General features: G+C 40.6%; 10 protein-coding genes. 7 read left to right on the forward strand and 3 right to left on the reverse strand.

Annotated elements, in window-relative coordinates:
* Nucleotides 1-3: 3 nt before the first annotated feature.
* Genes QUE03_RS10365 through QUE03_RS10375 form a run of 3 tightly spaced genes read right to left on the reverse strand, consistent with a single transcriptional unit; the run spans nt 4 to nt 4,341 of the window.
* Nucleotides 4-558 (reverse strand): gluconokinase, encoded by a 555-nt coding sequence (locus QUE03_RS10365; RefSeq protein WP_286261106.1) that lies wholly within the window; start codon nt 556-558, stop codon nt 4-6.
* Entirely contained in the window at nt 555-2,945 is a 2,391-nt protein-coding gene (locus tag QUE03_RS10370) for a GH36-type glycosyl hydrolase domain-containing protein (protein WP_286261108.1), read from the reverse strand. Before QUE03_RS10370 ends, QUE03_RS10365 begins: the two co-directional genes overlap by 4 nt.
* Nucleotides 2,932-4,341 (reverse strand): MFS transporter, encoded by a 1,410-nt coding sequence (locus QUE03_RS10375; RefSeq protein ID WP_286261111.1) that lies wholly within the window; start codon nt 4,339-4,341, stop codon nt 2,932-2,934. The genes QUE03_RS10370 and QUE03_RS10375 overlap by 14 nt, the downstream gene beginning before the upstream one ends.
* A gap of 527 nt (nt 4,342-4,868) precedes the next feature.
* On the opposite strand from QUE03_RS10375, the gene QUE03_RS10380 reads away from it, so the two are divergent.
* The 7 genes from QUE03_RS10380 to QUE03_RS10410 all read left to right on the forward strand — a co-directional run bounded on the left by QUE03_RS10380 (nt 4,869) and on the right by QUE03_RS10410 (nt 15,439).
* On the forward strand, nt 4,869-7,862 hold the full coding sequence (locus QUE03_RS10380; RefSeq protein ID WP_286261113.1) for a TonB-dependent receptor: 2,994 nt from the start codon (nt 4,869-4,871) through the stop codon (nt 7,860-7,862).
* A 139-nt stretch (nt 7,863-8,001) separates the two neighbouring features.
* On the forward strand, nt 8,002-9,579 hold the full coding sequence (locus QUE03_RS10385; protein WP_286261115.1) for a tryptophan halogenase family protein: 1,578 nt from the start codon (nt 8,002-8,004) through the stop codon (nt 9,577-9,579).
* A gap of 36 nt (nt 9,580-9,615) precedes the next feature.
* Entirely contained in the window at nt 9,616-10,341 is a 726-nt protein-coding gene (locus QUE03_RS10390; protein WP_286261117.1) for a SapC family protein, read from the forward strand.
* A gap of 19 nt (nt 10,342-10,360) precedes the next feature.
* Nucleotides 10,361-11,380, forward strand: coding sequence for a cupin-like domain-containing protein (locus QUE03_RS10395; RefSeq protein WP_286261119.1), 1,020 nt, complete (start codon nt 10,361-10,363; stop codon nt 11,378-11,380).
* Nucleotides 11,381-11,406: 26 nt separating this feature from the next.
* The gene (locus tag QUE03_RS10400) at nt 11,407-12,885 is read left to right on the forward strand and encodes a tryptophan halogenase family protein (protein WP_286261120.1); all 1,479 of its coding nucleotides are present in this window, start codon (nt 11,407-11,409) and stop codon (nt 12,883-12,885) included.
* 25 nt (nt 12,886-12,910) lie between these two features.
* Nucleotides 12,911-13,792 carry a polysaccharide deacetylase family protein gene (locus QUE03_RS10405; protein ID WP_286261122.1) on the forward strand — a complete coding sequence of 294 codons (882 nt, stop codon included), beginning with the start codon at nt 12,911-12,913 and terminating at the stop codon, nt 13,790-13,792.
* Nucleotides 13,793-14,077: 285 nt separating this feature from the next.
* The gene (locus QUE03_RS10410; RefSeq protein WP_286261124.1) at nt 14,078-15,439 is read left to right on the forward strand and encodes a hypothetical protein; all 1,362 of its coding nucleotides are present in this window, start codon (nt 14,078-14,080) and stop codon (nt 15,437-15,439) included.
* The last annotated feature ends 4 nt before the right edge of the window (nt 15,440-15,443 follow it).

Genomic DNA, 15,443 nt, shown 5'->3' on the forward strand with positions numbered 1-15,443 from the left:
TCTTCATGTCGTCAGTTCCGAAGTAATTTTGTGAGCGATACAAAGCTCTGATGCGCGCGTAGTTAAATTCGTAAAACTCTCATTAGCATCGAGTATTTCGACATCTGACTCTTCTATAGTGGGATATTCCAAATCAGTCAGTTGGCTATCAAGAAAGTCTACGCTAACGAAGTGTCCTTCTCTATTTTCCATTCGTTGTTTGATCGTACGTTTGTTCGCAGTCAACATGATAAAAAGTTGATTAAAACCTATTTCTCTAAACTGCTGTCGGTGCGCCTTTTTCAAACCTGAATAAGCGAGAATAACAGAATCAATACTTTTAGTTCCATTGGCTAAGTACGAACACAACCTATTAACCCACTCCTGCCTGATGGCCGCAGTTAATGGAACACCGTTTGACATCATAGATTTTGCTTTAGTCGTGTGGAAGTCATCAGCCTCGATAAAATCAAAGGCAAATGCTTCTGACAAATGCTTTGCTAACGTAGATTTACCGGTGCCACTGACTCCCATCACAATAATCAATAAGGGTTTAGTGTTTAACAGAACTCTTGTCATTTTCTCGGTACTCTTATTTCAAGGACGTAGGTATTGCCAAGCTCTGCATCCGTAATAACGTTGTCATTTAGTAAATTACCGTCTTGTATCACCTGAACCTCTTGTTGCTCATGTCTTGAAATCGTAAATTCATACCAAGCGCCTTTAAACTGGCGTTTCCCTGATATTGTATCCAAGCAATCAGGTAATTTAGGATTTACAGTTAAATGACCTTTATAGCCTTTAAGACCGCACAATTCTTCTATAATGCAGCGATAAACCCATGCAACTGTGCCAGTATTGAATAGATGACTCGAACGCCCTGCCTGCTCAGGAAACTGATAATATGCTCCCCGATAGTAATTCGGAATATAGACCGGTAGTTGTCCCTTTTTAATCATGTCTGATTTTGTCGGAATCATCTTTTTTAGTAATTGAAAAGCCTGATTATACTCACCAACCTGATACAAACTATATACATAAAATGCGCTAGCATGGTTATAGACTGAGCCATTTTCAGCAACTCCCGGATGTTTTTGAGTTAAACGCCCTATGTCTTCTCTCATTTTGGTATAACTGGGCGCTAACATCATCACGCCAAAAGGCGTGTTTAACTGACGTTCAATTTCATTGAGCATACTAAACTTTTTAGCAGTTCCTGCTGCCCCGCTGAGCAATGCCCAGCTTTGAGGGTTTAGATAAATACGACCTTCATCGTCATCTTTGACACCAAAAACCGTATCATCATCTGTGATCCCTCGAGCATACCAACTGCCATCCCAAAGATAATGATTTACAGCGTTATTAATATCATGACTTGTGCGTTTATAATCCGATATTTTTTCGGCTGAATAGTTTTCAATATACTGTTCAGCAGTTTGACACCAACAATTGATGGCATAAGCCGTGGCTAACGACAACCAACTAGACACCCCTCTTCCTTTATGACCAACCATATTCATTGGGTCACACCAATCACCTTGTTCTATATAGCTAAGGCCCCTATGATCTCTGGCAGCAATTAATCTCGCTAGCCCTTTTTCTATATGAGTGATTACAGTTTGTGGTGTCTGGCTATCACTAAAAGGCAAGGTGTGGGTTAGTAAATTAGCGTCATTTGTTTCATCTAAATAGGCCTGCAAAAATATCGTCAACCAGACACCGTGATCCGCATGTGGAATTTGGTTGATGTATTTTAGTGTTGCTTCAGGGTGGAGCAATATACCGTCCGGCATTGAACCATCGACACTTTGCTGCGCTAATGCAGTTAAGAATGCACTTCGAGCTTTAGCTGGTTCGATAAAACATAAGCCCATATTATCTTGCAAGTAATTCCGCGTTTGCGGATCGGTGGTCAAACGATTCACACCACCGTGATAAAATACTTGTCGAGGTAACCAAGTGTTTGCAAATTGACTAAACTCCTTATCTTCACAGTCTATAGTCAGAACATTAAAAGATTGGGAAATATATTGCTCATATTCCTGTTTAATATTCGTCACGTTATTATCGTGTGAAAAATACTTATCTCTTATCTTACTTAGCTCAGTTTGATCTTTAACAGCACCGAAAACAAACTGATGTTCTATAGATTGCTTAGCAGACAACTTATGTTGAAATTGCATCACAGCAACGGGCGTTTCATATACGGCTCGCTGACATGATAAATAAGCCTTTCGAATTTGATCAGGTTTGCTTAAACCACCCTCACCTTCGAAGCTTGAACTTATCGTAGTCCATGCGCACGGTTTATTTTTTGAAAGCAAAAAAGTGATGTCTTTCAACTTTTTATTCTTTTGATATTCCTCAGTTTTTTGATAGGGAGTTATTGATTTTGCAATAATAGCATTTAAACATGCGTCATAATCCGCACTTTGGTTCATCCAAGATTTATAACCAACTGAAAAATAGGGATAAACACTGATATTTCTGACCGTTTTACTATTGTTTTTAAGTTTCATTGTCCAGATCTCTTCAGCTCCATTAATTGGTAACGAAACCGATAGGAACACTGTTAAGTCAAGCCGTTTGACCGTCCAACTAATCTCTGAAGGACCTACGGAAAAAACAAACTCATCTGGTTTTTTACGACAAGGTTCGTGAGGTGCAGAGAATACTTCACCACTGTTTTCATCTTTAACGTAAATAAATCTCCCTGGATGATGAGCAAAATAAGGATGCTCCGGCTGAACAAACGTTTTCGCTTCTAATGCCGGACTTTGGCTATATTTACTCGGCTCTGGTTGCAAAAATTGTGCAATAGCATATCCTCGACAATTCATTTGAACTAACAGTTCACTATTCCATAAATAGCCGCACGCATTTGGCATAGCGAGTGGGCAGGTTAAATTTACCATTCGATTATCATTCGGCATAACAACAAGTGGCGTTGAATTACGATCTGCCATGCTTCAACCCACTCTCATCCAGTTGCTGTGCTTCAAACTGCAAATCACTTTCTGTTTCCTCAGCTAATTCCATTTGTATCTTGCTTAGTTGCTCATCAGATAACGGGTAATAACGAATTAGCATTACAGCAACAAACGCAAATCCCGCAGGAATAATCGTCATCAATAAAACAATCCCCTGCTCAGATGCATCCGTTTGTTCTATATTAGCCACATAACCCATAGAAGCGAGTACCCAGCCGATCATCGCACCTGCAATAGCACCACCTAATTTTTGTGCAAATGCAGCAGCAGAAAACACCATGGCTGTAGCTCTACGACCATTTTTCCAGGTGGAATAGTCTGCACAGTCAGCATACATAGAAAAAACAATGGGCGACTTTGGCCCCAAAGCTAAGCCAATCATAATTTGTAAGACATACATAGTGGTTATACTTTGACTGTCGACAAAATAAAAACATGCAGATAACACTGCAACAATACTCATCAGAATCAGCAATAATGTTTTTTTATCTAGCCATCTAGTTAGCATGGGCGTTATTGCCGCGCCCGTTGCTAAAGCAAGTAAATAGGCCATAGAAAAACTGCCTATTAAATCGGGCCGTGTTACATAGTATTTAAAGTAAAAGGTGCCAGTACTGGCTCTAAGAGTTATGGTCATCATAATAATGAGTGCCATAGCAAATAAAATCAGCCAAGGTTTGTTTCTTGTAAGGTCCAAAATATCATCAAGCACAGCAGTTTTTTGATGTTTAGGAGGATGAATACGTTCTTTAGTCGTTTTAAACGTTACAAAAAATAAAACAGCTGCCACTACGCCATAACACAGCATCGTCATTTGCCACCCTAACTTTTCATCTCCTTGCCCCAGATAACTCACTAATTCTGGGGTCAAATAAGCGACCAAACTGCCACCAGAAAAAGCGCCGATAAACCTAAAGCTTGTAAGTGCTGTTCGTTCTTTAGTATCACTTGTAACAACACCTAGTAATGCACCATAAGGTACATTAATAAACGTATAACTAAGCATCATCAAAATATAAGTAAAGTAGGCCCAGATAAGTTTTCCATCGTCGCCCAAATCAGGCACGGTAAAAGTGAGCACCCCAGCCGCCATTATCGGTAATATGCCCCAAACCAGATAAGGTCTAAACTTCCCGTATCGAGAATTAGTGCGATCAGCAAAAGCGCCCATAAGTGGATCAGAAACCGCGTCAATAACGCGTGTAACCAACATCATAGTCCCAACTGCCGCGGCAGGTAGACCAAAAACATCGGTATAAAAAATAAAAAGAAATACATCAAATACCCGCCAATAAAAATTGCTAGCGACATCGCCACAGGCGTACCCCACTTTTTCGGATATTGATAGTTTATGTGTGTTTCGGATAAGCAACTCTATTCTTCCTCTATTGTTCTTATAAGAGAGTCACGTCCTTGTGACAAAAACCTTTACTTGGTATTCATGATATATCTATAAACTGCAAACCTAATGAGAACGCTTACATCCCAAAGCTAATAGTTAAACAAATTATTTCATTAATTTAAGAGTGAAAATCTATAAGTAAAAACAAACCCAATGTAAGCGCTTTCATTTAATATAGCTTTTGTATAAAAAAAACACAACCCTAATAAAATTACACAAATAAACATATCATTACTGCTTTTTAACGGTTAATATTCAATTAGTTAGCCGGCCAGTTGCGTTACAGTTAAGTTACAGCTGGAGAAAAAACAACCTGTATTGTTAACAAATAATCAAAATAACTATTGACGTCTATTTTAATTTAAACTAGCTTTATGTAAGCGCTTTCAAAGTTAAAACCCTCTTTAGAAGAGGTATTTTTTTTAAAATACAATGTAAGCGCTTACAAATAGTCATTAATTTATAATAATGATAAAAAAGGAAATCGAGGGGGAAAAATGACGTATAAAAAGTTTAATAAAACAAAGTTAGCTACCAGTCTATCTTTGATTTTAGGCGCATCAGTAGCAATACCTGCTCACGCTGCACCAGAAGATGAGAAAGACGAAATTGAAGTAATTGAAGTTAGAGGTATTCGTGGCAGCCTTGTTAAAGCGATGGATATCAAACGTAATGCAAATGGTGTCGTAGACGCAATCAATGCTGAGGATATGGGTAAATTCCCAGATACTAACCTTGCAGAATCATTGCAACGCATTACGGGTGTTTCTATTGACCGTGACAACGGCGAAGGTTCAAAAGTGACTGTTCGTGGTTTTGGCCCTGACTATAACGTAGTAACGTTAAATGGTCGCCAAATGCCAACAGCTAACATTAACGATACTAGTGCGTCAGATTCTCGCTCTTTTGATTTCGCAAACCTCGCCTCTGAAGGCGTCAGCGCTGTTGAAGTCTATAAAACAGGTCGCGCTGATATACCGACAGGTGGTATCGGTTCAACAATTAACATCATAACAATTAAACCACTGGCCATTGGTGAAGAACGTGCTTCTATTGGTGTTAAAGGTGTTCATGATACTTCGTCAGAAGATGGCAGAAGCTTAACTCCTGAAATTTCAGCCTTATATAGTAATACATTTGCGGATAACACGTTTGGTATTGCACTGACTGCAAGCGTACAAGAACGCGATAGTGGCTCTGCTCGAGCTGGTGTTGATAACGGTTGGCGTCCACAAACTGGAGGCGTTGGTGACTGGGGCTCTGTTGGTGACGGTCCAAATCAAATCAACGTACCTGCTGATGGTGTTACTTACGCTGTACCACATAACGTACTTTATGGTTTTAGCGAAACAGAGAGAACCCGTACTAATGGTCAATTAACGTTACAATACCAACCAGTTGAAAACGTAACAGCTACCTTTGACTATACCTACTCTAAGCTTGAACAAGAATTGAATCAGAATATTCACTCTGTTTGGATGAGCTTAAACTATGCTGGCCAACCTACAGGCTCTGAGTGGACTGATCCAAACGGTAGTAATGTTGCTGCACCTATCTTTATTCACGATATGGACGGTCCTTCTGACTTAGTTAGTCAAGTTGAGCAAAGTGCCCAAGTAAATGAAAACAAGTCGTTAGGTTTCAACTTGGAATACCTTGTGAATGCTAACTTATCATTCAACTTGGATTTCCACAGTTCAGAAGCTGAAGCAAAACCAGACAGCATTTACGGTAACAGTAATACCATCCAAATGGCGACATGGACACGTGCTGAAACCAAAGTTGACTTTTCTTCGGGCTTTCCTGTTGTAGAAGTAGTTTTCCCTGATGGCACTGCCGGTTTAACACCAGAAGGTGTAATGACCACAGGTACAAGCTTCAGAAACAGTTACATGAAATCAGAAATCGACCAATTGCAACTAAACGGTACATACATCTTTGATGAAGGTATTGTTGAAAGTATCGATTTTGGTGTTGGTTTCAATAAGGTAGACAACCGTAACGCATTTGGCCGTGCAGAACGTCCTAACTGGGGTGGTACAGGTTCACCAGATGACATCGACGATGCATTCTTACTTGATAGCATGGATACTATGGTTGACCGTTTTGACAACCTACCCGGTGATAAATCGAACATGATTAACCAGTTCTGGGCTACAGATTTCAATACCATTGCTGATTTAGTCGGAAGCCTATACGGTGATCCAAACGACCCTACTGCGTGGCCTTGCGGTACAACGATTTGTGCACCAAGTGAGTTTGAAACTGATCGTCGTACTGAAGAAGAATCTGTTAGCGCTTATATTAAAGCAAACATGAGTTTTGAAATTGGCGACCGACCAGCAAACTTAGTCGTTGGCTTACGTTATGAACAAACTGATGTAACGTCAAAAACGTTATTGCCTGAAATTAATGCTATAGGCTGGGTTTCAACGAATGAGTTCCAAATTGTTCGTGGTGATGCACAGTTCTTTACTGATGAAGGTGATTACGATTACATTCTACCTAGTGTTGACTTTGACATTGAAGTCACTGATGACATGGTATTCCGTGCGTCATACAGCGAAACTATTACCCGCCCTGGTTACGGTAACCTAACAGCAGGTTCTAGTTTAGACGAAGTACGTAATGTTGATAACGGACGTGGTTCACGTGGTAACGTTGGTTTAGAGCCATTAGAGTCTCAAAACATTGACTTGTCATTTGAATATTACTACGACGAAGGTAGCTATGCGTCAATTGGCTACTTCCGTAAAGATGTTGATAATGTTATTGGTACACGAGAAGTCACTGAACAACCTTATGACACAACAAGCCCCGTAGAAGGTGCTCGTTACCAAGAAGCTGTGGCAGCAACAGGTGGTGATCCATCTAATAGTGCTGCGATTCGCGCTTATCTTGCCGCTAACTACGCAGACGGAGAGTACGTAATTGTAGATCCAGGCGGTGACCCGGTTAAAAACCAAATTTGGGGTCACCCTACGGGCAACGACCCATTAAGCGTTTTGTTTAGCCAGCCGTATAACCAAGGCTCAAACAAAGTTGATGGTTTTGAGTTTGCTGTTCAACATTTGTTTAGTGATACCGGCTTCGGTGCTATCGTCAACTACACGATCGTAGATAGCGACGTTGAGTATGATGATGCTGATCATGGTGATGAAAATACACCATTACTTGGCGTAAGTGATTCATACAACATCGTCGGTTTTTATGACAAAGACGGCCTTCAAGTACGTGTTGCCTACAACTGGCGTGATGACTTCTTACAAGGTCTGAATGATGGTCAAGGTTCAAACCCGGTCTATGTTGAAGATTATGGTCAACTAGATGCAAATATCAGTTATGACTACAACGACAATTTGACCGTGTTTGTTGAAGGGATAAACCTCACTGATGAATATACTCGTTCATATGGTCGTCATAAGTTGATGGTTAAAAACATTCAGCAAATGGGCCCTCGATATAACATTGGTCTTCGCTACAAGTTCTAGCGAGCAAGAAGACAATGGCGGTAAAATTAGCGCCGCCATTGTTTTTACTACATAAAGAGCCTTTATTTTTGATTTATAGAGGCACTTTTATTACTCTGAAATTATACAAAATTTCGTTTAATCAGGTTGTCGAAGTCGTATGAACAATCCTCTGAAGAAAATCGTCATCCTAGGCGGCGGTACAGCGGGCTGGTTAACAGCGGGAATAATTGCTGCCGAACATAATGCGCACTTAGCGCAAGGCATAGAAATAACCTTAATCGAATCAAAAAATATCAAAACCATTGGTGTTGGCGAAGGTACATGGCCCACCATGCGTGAAACACTTAGTACAATTGGTATCAGTGAAAAAGAATTTATCAGCTGTTGTAATGCGTCATTTAAACAGGGATCGCAATTTGTTGGTTGGAATACCGGTGAGGTCCATGACAGTTACTACCACCCTTTTATTGCCCCACATGGGTTTGGCGCCAGCAATCAAGTAGATTATTGGCACGCAAAGCACCAAACCACCCCCTTTGCTCATGCACTAAGCTTTCAACCACATTTGTGCGATAGAGGCAAGGCTCCAAAACAAATTCAAACACCTGAATTCGCCGCCGTAGCGAACTATGGCTACCACTTAGATGCGGGAAAATTTGCAGCGCTGTTAACAAAACATTGCACGACTAAGTTAGGCGTTAAACACATATTGGATGACGTTCAATCAATCGTTGGTGATAAAAGTGAGAAAATAGAAGCGCTGATAACAAAAGAACATGGGAAAGTGGGTGCTGATTTATTTATCGATTGCTCTGGCATGAATGGCCTTCTCATCAATAAGCACTACCATATACCATTAATTAAACAAAAGAATATCCTATTTAATGATTGTGCATTAGCAGTACAAGTGCCCTACTTTGATGGTGAGCAAGAAAATCCACAGGCTAAAATTGCTAGCCATACTATCTCAACCGCCCATGACGCTGGCTGGTTTTGGGACATCGGCTTGCCAGCACGACGAGGCATTGGCTGTGTATACTCTAGCGAGCACATGAATGAAGAAGCAGCAGCGAAAGCATTGCATCAGCATCTTTCATCTTTCATGCCAACAAAGCACATTGATACATTATCAATTAAGTCGCTCAAATTTACGCCCGGTTATCGCGAAACTCTTTGGCATAAGAACTGTGTAGCCGTAGGTATGGCCGCAGGATTTATCGAGCCGCTCGAAGCATCAGCCATTGCCCTTGTTGAATTAGCTGCAAAAATGATCGCCAAAGAGCTACCAACAGATACTGCAATCATGGCCACTACAGCTAAACGATTTAATGACCGTTTTAGTTATCGTTGGCAACGTGTTATCGAGTTTCTCAAATTACATTATGTTTTAAGTCAGCGAACAAGCGATTACTGGCAAGATAACAGAGCCGCATCTTCTATCCCATCAAGACTGCAAGAGCTGCTAGAGTTATGGGCTTATCAACCTCCAAGTTACAATGACTTTACCCAAATAGAAGAAGTTTTCCCAGCAGCCAGTTACCAATACATACTTTATGGCATGGGCTTTCATACGCAAGCAAGAGTTACACAGTCGCGCTTAAACAATGAATTACTTAGCGAAAAACATTTCAAAGAAAATCAATCACTAACACAAAAATACTTGGCTGGTTTACCCACCAATCGAGAGCTGATCAACTACCTTGTTTCACAATTTAAACAACAAAAAGCAAGTTAGCATATGATCTTATCAAAACCATTTTAAGGGGGCTGTATGGCTAGACACGAATTACTAAACAACATCGAACATAAAGAATTAAAAATCAACACGGAAAAATCGGCTGTTTTAGGAAACAACACAACTTACACTTTGGTCTACCCGTTTGAGTTCAAACATGTTCAAGCGGACTACCCAATCTTTTTTCTTAAAGATAAATCATCAGATTCCTTCAATGCTATTGCCCTTTTTGGCTTTGAGCAAAGCGAGAATTTGTTTTTAACAGATGAAGGCTGGCAGGCAAGTTATATCCCAATGATGATTGAACGTGAACCGTTTCTCATCGGTTATCAAAAAAACGATGAAGCAAGTGAAGTACAACCCGTCATTCACATAGATATGGAAAGCCCACGAGTTGGAACGGAATCTGGTACATCGGTATTTTTAGAACATGGTGGCAACAGCGATTACATTAATCGAATCAGCACTATTTTAAAAACCATCCATGACAGCAAGGCGTCAACCGAGTTATTCATTAAGCGCGTTACTGAACTTGAACTTATCGAGCCGTTAAATTTAGATATTAAACTCAACGACGGCACCAATAACCGCCTTAGCGGTTTTTATACCATCAATGAAGACAAACTCACGAGTTTAAACGGACAACAGTTAGAAGAGCTTAATAAATCAGGACTGTTGCACCTTATTTATATGGTGATAGCTTCACATGCTAATTTAACGTCATTAATCCAAAAGAAAGACAAACTAGCTCAGTTGAATTGAGTTGGTAAATAGATAGATCATGTTAAAACAGCTTCCAGCAGTAAAAGAAGTTAATGATGTTTCACCCGATTCATTAGCTGAGTTCCTGAGTACTGGCATCGAGCAACCAGTTTTATTCAAAGGGCTCATTAACGATTGGCCCGCAGTAAAGGCTGGTAAAGCATCTCCTAAGTCCTCAATCCAATATTTGGCGGAGCGTAGCGAGCCAATGCAAGTTGGTGTCGGGCAAATACCAAAGCAGGCTGCAGGACGCCTATTTTATAATGAACGGTTTGACGGTTTTAATTTTGAGCGCCGTAGCGAAGAGTTCTCAACATTTTTGGAAACAATGAACACGGTAATAACTCAAAAAAATGGTGACGGACACTATATGGGTTCAACTTCGGTTGACAGACTAATGCCCAAATTTCGTCTGATTAATGATATCGGTGCATTAGCATCTAAATCCCCCTTAGTTAGTATTTGGATCAGCAATCAAACACAAGTTGCAACGCATCAGGATTTACCAGATAACCTTGCGTGTGGTATCGCGGGTAGACGGCGCTTTACTCTATTTCCTCCATCGCAAATCGACAATTTATACATAGGGCCTATAGATCTTACGCCAGCAGGACAACCGATCAGCTTAGTTAATTTGAATGCTCCAGATTTTGACGTGTTTCCAAAATTTAAAACTGCACTTGAACATGCTCAAGTGGCCGAGTTAGCCGCCGGTGACGCGTTATTTTTACCAAGCCTATGGTGGCATAATGTTGAAAGTCTTGAATCATTTAATGTATTGATTAACTACTGGTGGCAGGAAAGCAATAAGGCAACTGGAGCACCAATAGATGCACTAACGCACGCCATCATGAACATTGGTTCGCTCTCTGCTCAGCAAAAACAGGCAATGAAGCATCTTTTTGATTTTTACGTGTTCAATGAAGACGAAACCGCACTTGATCATATCCCGAAAGAGGCTTTGGGTATCTTAGATAAAAAATCTGAAATATCAGTCCGAAAAATCAGAGCCATGTTATTAAATAAACTCAATCGCTAACTAGCGTAACAGATACGAAGGTTACTATGAAAAATACACAAGTTAAAAAAGTCGTGATTGCTGGTGGCGGCACTGCTGGTTGGATGGCGGCAGCAGCGATCGCCAAGACCATCGGTAAACACTTAGATATCGTCTTAGTTGAATCGGATGAAATTGGCACTGTAGGTGTTGGTGAAGCCACGATTCCGACGCTGCAGTACTTTCATCAACTACTCAAGATAAACGAAGCAGAGTTTTTAAAAGAGACTCACGGGACTTTTAAGTTAGGGATTAATTTTGAACATTGGCGCAATATTGATGAACATTACCTGCATGCCTTTGGCGTGACTGGCAATGATTGCTGGGCCGCAGGTTTTCAGCATTTTTGGTTAAAAGGTCGAGAGAAGGGTTTTGCTGGTGATTTTGGTGACTACTGTTTAGAGCGAGAAGCTGCGATCAATAACAAATTCGCTCAACTGCCAAACAATGGATTGAATTACGCTTACCATATGGACGCGACTCGTTATGGTCAATTTCTCCGCAAAATAGCAGAACAACAGGGCACTAAACGTGTAGAAGGTAAAATAGACCAGGTCGTCAAAGACGATAAAACAGGTTTCATACAAACACTTGTTTTGACTAATGGTGAACACATCAGTGGGGATTTGTTTCTCGACTGTACCGGCCAACGCGCACTGTTAATTGAAGAAGCCTTACATACAGGTTATGAAGACTGGTCACATTGGCTACCATCTGATTCTGCGATTGCTGTACAAACCACATCAACCGAAGCCCCTAAGGCTTACACTCGTTCTATTGCACATCCATTTGGTTGGCAATGGCGCATACCGCTACAAAACAGAGTCGGCAATGGCATCGTTTACTGCAGTAAATATGTCAGTGATGAAGACGCAAAATCGGCACTGCTTGGTAACATTGAGGGTGATAAACTTACTGAGCCTCGCGTAATCAAATTTAAAACAGGCATGCGCCGAAAACATTGGAATAAAAACTGTATTGCCATTGGCCTTTCTAGTGGTTTCCTTGAGCCATTAGAGTCAACCAGCATTCATTTAATACAACAGACTGTTGTTCGCTTGTTGCGCATGTTTCCCCAAAACGGCATCAGTGAAAACGATATCGACGAGTTTAACGAACAAAACCGTTTCGAATGGGAAACCGCGCGCGACTTTATCATCCTTCATTATAAAGTACATAACAGAGATGACTCTCCGTTTTGGCATCATTGTCGTCAAATGGAAATACCCGAGAAGCTTGCTCACCGTATTCAGCTCTTCAAGGAAACGGGACGAGTATTTAGAAAGAACAACGAACTATTCGATGACTCATGGATGCAGGTGATGATTGGCCAAGGGTTAATTCCAGAAAGCTATCACCCTATTGTTGATAACATGAGCGATGAAGAGCTCAAACGCTTCTTAGCGCATATAAAATCAAACGTGAGTGGCGTGGTAAACCAATTACCACCCCACCAAGCATTTATTGAACAGTTTTGTCCAACATAATTCTAACGTAAACTTGATAAGTAAAATGTCAAAAACACACTCTTTGTTGCTCACTTTTTGCTTATCTTCCACGTGCGGATTTGCCAACTCCGGAAATGTAAACACGCCTTATTTTACGTGGCCGAATAAGGCCAAAATTGCCGTCAGCCTATCCTACGATGACGCATTAGATTCTCATCTTGATAACGCCATTCCATCATTGAATCACTTTCAATTACATGGCTCATTTTATTTAACCATGAACGCAAACAGCATTTATTCTCGGCTTAAGGAATGGCAACAGGCCGCTATTGATGGTCACGAACTTGGTAATCATACACTCTACCATTATTGCAGTAGCTCAGGTACAGATAGAGGATGGGTCAAGCCACACCAGAATTTAAATAATATTTCGATGGAAGCACTAATAGATGATATCAAGTTAACCAATAGTTTTCTTTATGCCATCGATGGGCAAACACTTCGCACCTATACTGCGCCCTGTGCTGATGAATTTGTCGATAGTAGATCTTATTACCCACTTGTTGAGCACCTGTTTGTCGGCATGAAAACCCACGTCTTAAAAACACCAATTGATAAACACACAGACGTGACATCGTTCTCGCCATTACGAGGTATTGTATGGGTACCTAACGCTATTACAGGAGAACAACTGATTGCCCATGTTCAGAAAATCAAGACTATAGCTCTTGATAACGATCAGCCTGTCGTTGCCAACATTACTTTCCACGGTATTGGTGGAGATCATCTGTCGGTATCGAAGCATGCCCATAATCAATTGTTAAGGTACTTAGCTAATCACTCGGAACATTACTGGGTTGATACTTATCGCAATATCAGCATTTATATGAATCAATACAATCAACGTATTACCCGTCAACAATCTGTCCAATCTCAGATAAACTAAGCCTTTCCATCAATGTCCTACTCGCAGATGACCTTACCTAAAAAAAACGTAGATGTATTACTACGTAATAATAACAGTTGAGTTACTTAGGTTTTCTACTAATCTAATAGAAGATTCACTTGCAATAATATCGTAAAAAGTGAACCTTGCAGTACCTTTAACCACATAATAAACCGTGTGTATTTGAGCAACAGTACAACATTAGAGTTAACTTATATTTATCAACTATGCTTCTGTTTTCATGAGATTGTTCGAAACATACAAACCAAGGAAAGGGATATTGTTATGCACGCTTATAAACAAATGTTTTTGCCAATATTGCTAGTCGCGATTATTGGGTGTAGCGAACCAAACAAAAATAGCGCAGATACAAACTCAACGCTGGCAGAAAAAGAAACACAGGTATTGCCTAAAGAACCAGTTAACATCGAAGAAACGCAAGCTATTGTCTTGCTAAGCGGCCTACCTACCCTCGATACAACAGACAGCATCGCCATCATCGAACTTGATCCAGCATCCGAAAAATTTGGTGATATTCTATACGATTACCCTTTACCTAAACTCGACGCCCCTATGCACCACTTGTACTACAGTCCAAATGGCAGATTATACGCAACAGGGCTTGGTACAGAATGCAGTTTAGCTGAAATTGGATTAGTCAGAAACGCCAGTGCAGCGCCAATCATTAGCAGTTTTGATTGCCTTGATACCAAAGGGCAAAATGTCGGTGAAGATATCATGTGGCATAGTGTAAACGGTGAGTTATATATGTTTGTCACCTTTATGGGCGGCACCGATTTGTCACATATTGATGCTGGCTCTGTTGGTGTTTTTAACGCTCAAACCAATGAAGTAGTGAAGATCATCGAAGCAAGGAAATCTCAAGTCGCTGAAGGAGCTCCGTATATAATGTATCCACACGGCATCTCTGCATACGGTGACAGAATGGTAGTCGCCTCTACTATTCACCCCACCATTGCGACAGAAGTCGGCAATACCGTGACGATTATTAATTTAAATACTTTTGAGCCGATTGAAACAATAGTTATTCAAGATGCTACGCCTGTTGGCTTTCCATCATCTCCCGTTGAAGTGTTATTTGTCAGACCTAGCATAGTAGAAAACGTCCCCCCTGCCATTTTGGTTAACACCATGTTTGGTTTTGAAACTTGGAAAATACCCTACAATGAACAAGATAAAACCTTCGGAGAGCCTATAAAACTCTATGACGGCGCAACCGAAGGCACTGCTGTACCTTTAGAGTTTTATGGTAACGAAAAAGAGCTATTTATTAGTCATGGGATTCCTGGAGTCGTAAAACGCTATGACTTAAATCAGCTACCAGATTTGGTTTCATCAGGGGAAGATATTAAGGCTGAAAGCGGCGCGCATCACATGATTTTTTATAAAAACTCCGCTGGACGTCAACTCATTGCCGTGCAAAATAACCTGTTAAATTTAGGAGATGCGGCAGATAACGATCCAACTGACACAGATTTTATCGCGAAGCTGAATCATCATTCAGTGACGGTACACGACTTAAACACTGGTGAACGTTTAGGCGAAATCAACTTTAAAGAACGATATAAAAAAGGCATTGATAATATTGAGGCATTATTTGGCTCAGGGTTTACACATCACCATTAGCTAA

Source organism: Thalassotalea atypica, from assembly GCF_030295975.1.
GTDB lineage: Bacteria > Pseudomonadota > Gammaproteobacteria > Enterobacterales > Alteromonadaceae > Thalassotalea_F > Thalassotalea_F atypica.

Coding starts and splice junctions, on each gene's coding strand:
- QUE03_RS10365 (WP_286261106.1), bottom strand. CDS start 558: ATGACAAGAGTTCTGTTAAACACTAAACCCTTATTGATTATTGTGATG.
- QUE03_RS10370 (WP_286261108.1), bottom strand. CDS start 2,945: ATGGCAGATCGTAATTCAACGCCACTTGTTGTTATGCCGAATGATAAT.
- QUE03_RS10380 (WP_286261113.1), top strand. CDS start 4,869: ATGACGTATAAAAAGTTTAATAAAACAAAGTTAGCTACCAGTCTATCT.
- QUE03_RS10385 (WP_286261115.1), top strand. CDS start 8,002: ATGAACAATCCTCTGAAGAAAATCGTCATCCTAGGCGGCGGTACAGCG.
- QUE03_RS10390 (WP_286261117.1), top strand. CDS start 9,616: ATGGCTAGACACGAATTACTAAACAACATCGAACATAAAGAATTAAAA.
- QUE03_RS10395 (WP_286261119.1), top strand. CDS start 10,361: ATGTTAAAACAGCTTCCAGCAGTAAAAGAAGTTAATGATGTTTCACCC.
- QUE03_RS10400 (WP_286261120.1), top strand. CDS start 11,407: ATGAAAAATACACAAGTTAAAAAAGTCGTGATTGCTGGTGGCGGCACT.
- QUE03_RS10405 (WP_286261122.1), top strand. CDS start 12,911: ATGTCAAAAACACACTCTTTGTTGCTCACTTTTTGCTTATCTTCCACG.
- QUE03_RS10410 (WP_286261124.1), top strand. CDS start 14,078: ATGCACGCTTATAAACAAATGTTTTTGCCAATATTGCTAGTCGCGATT.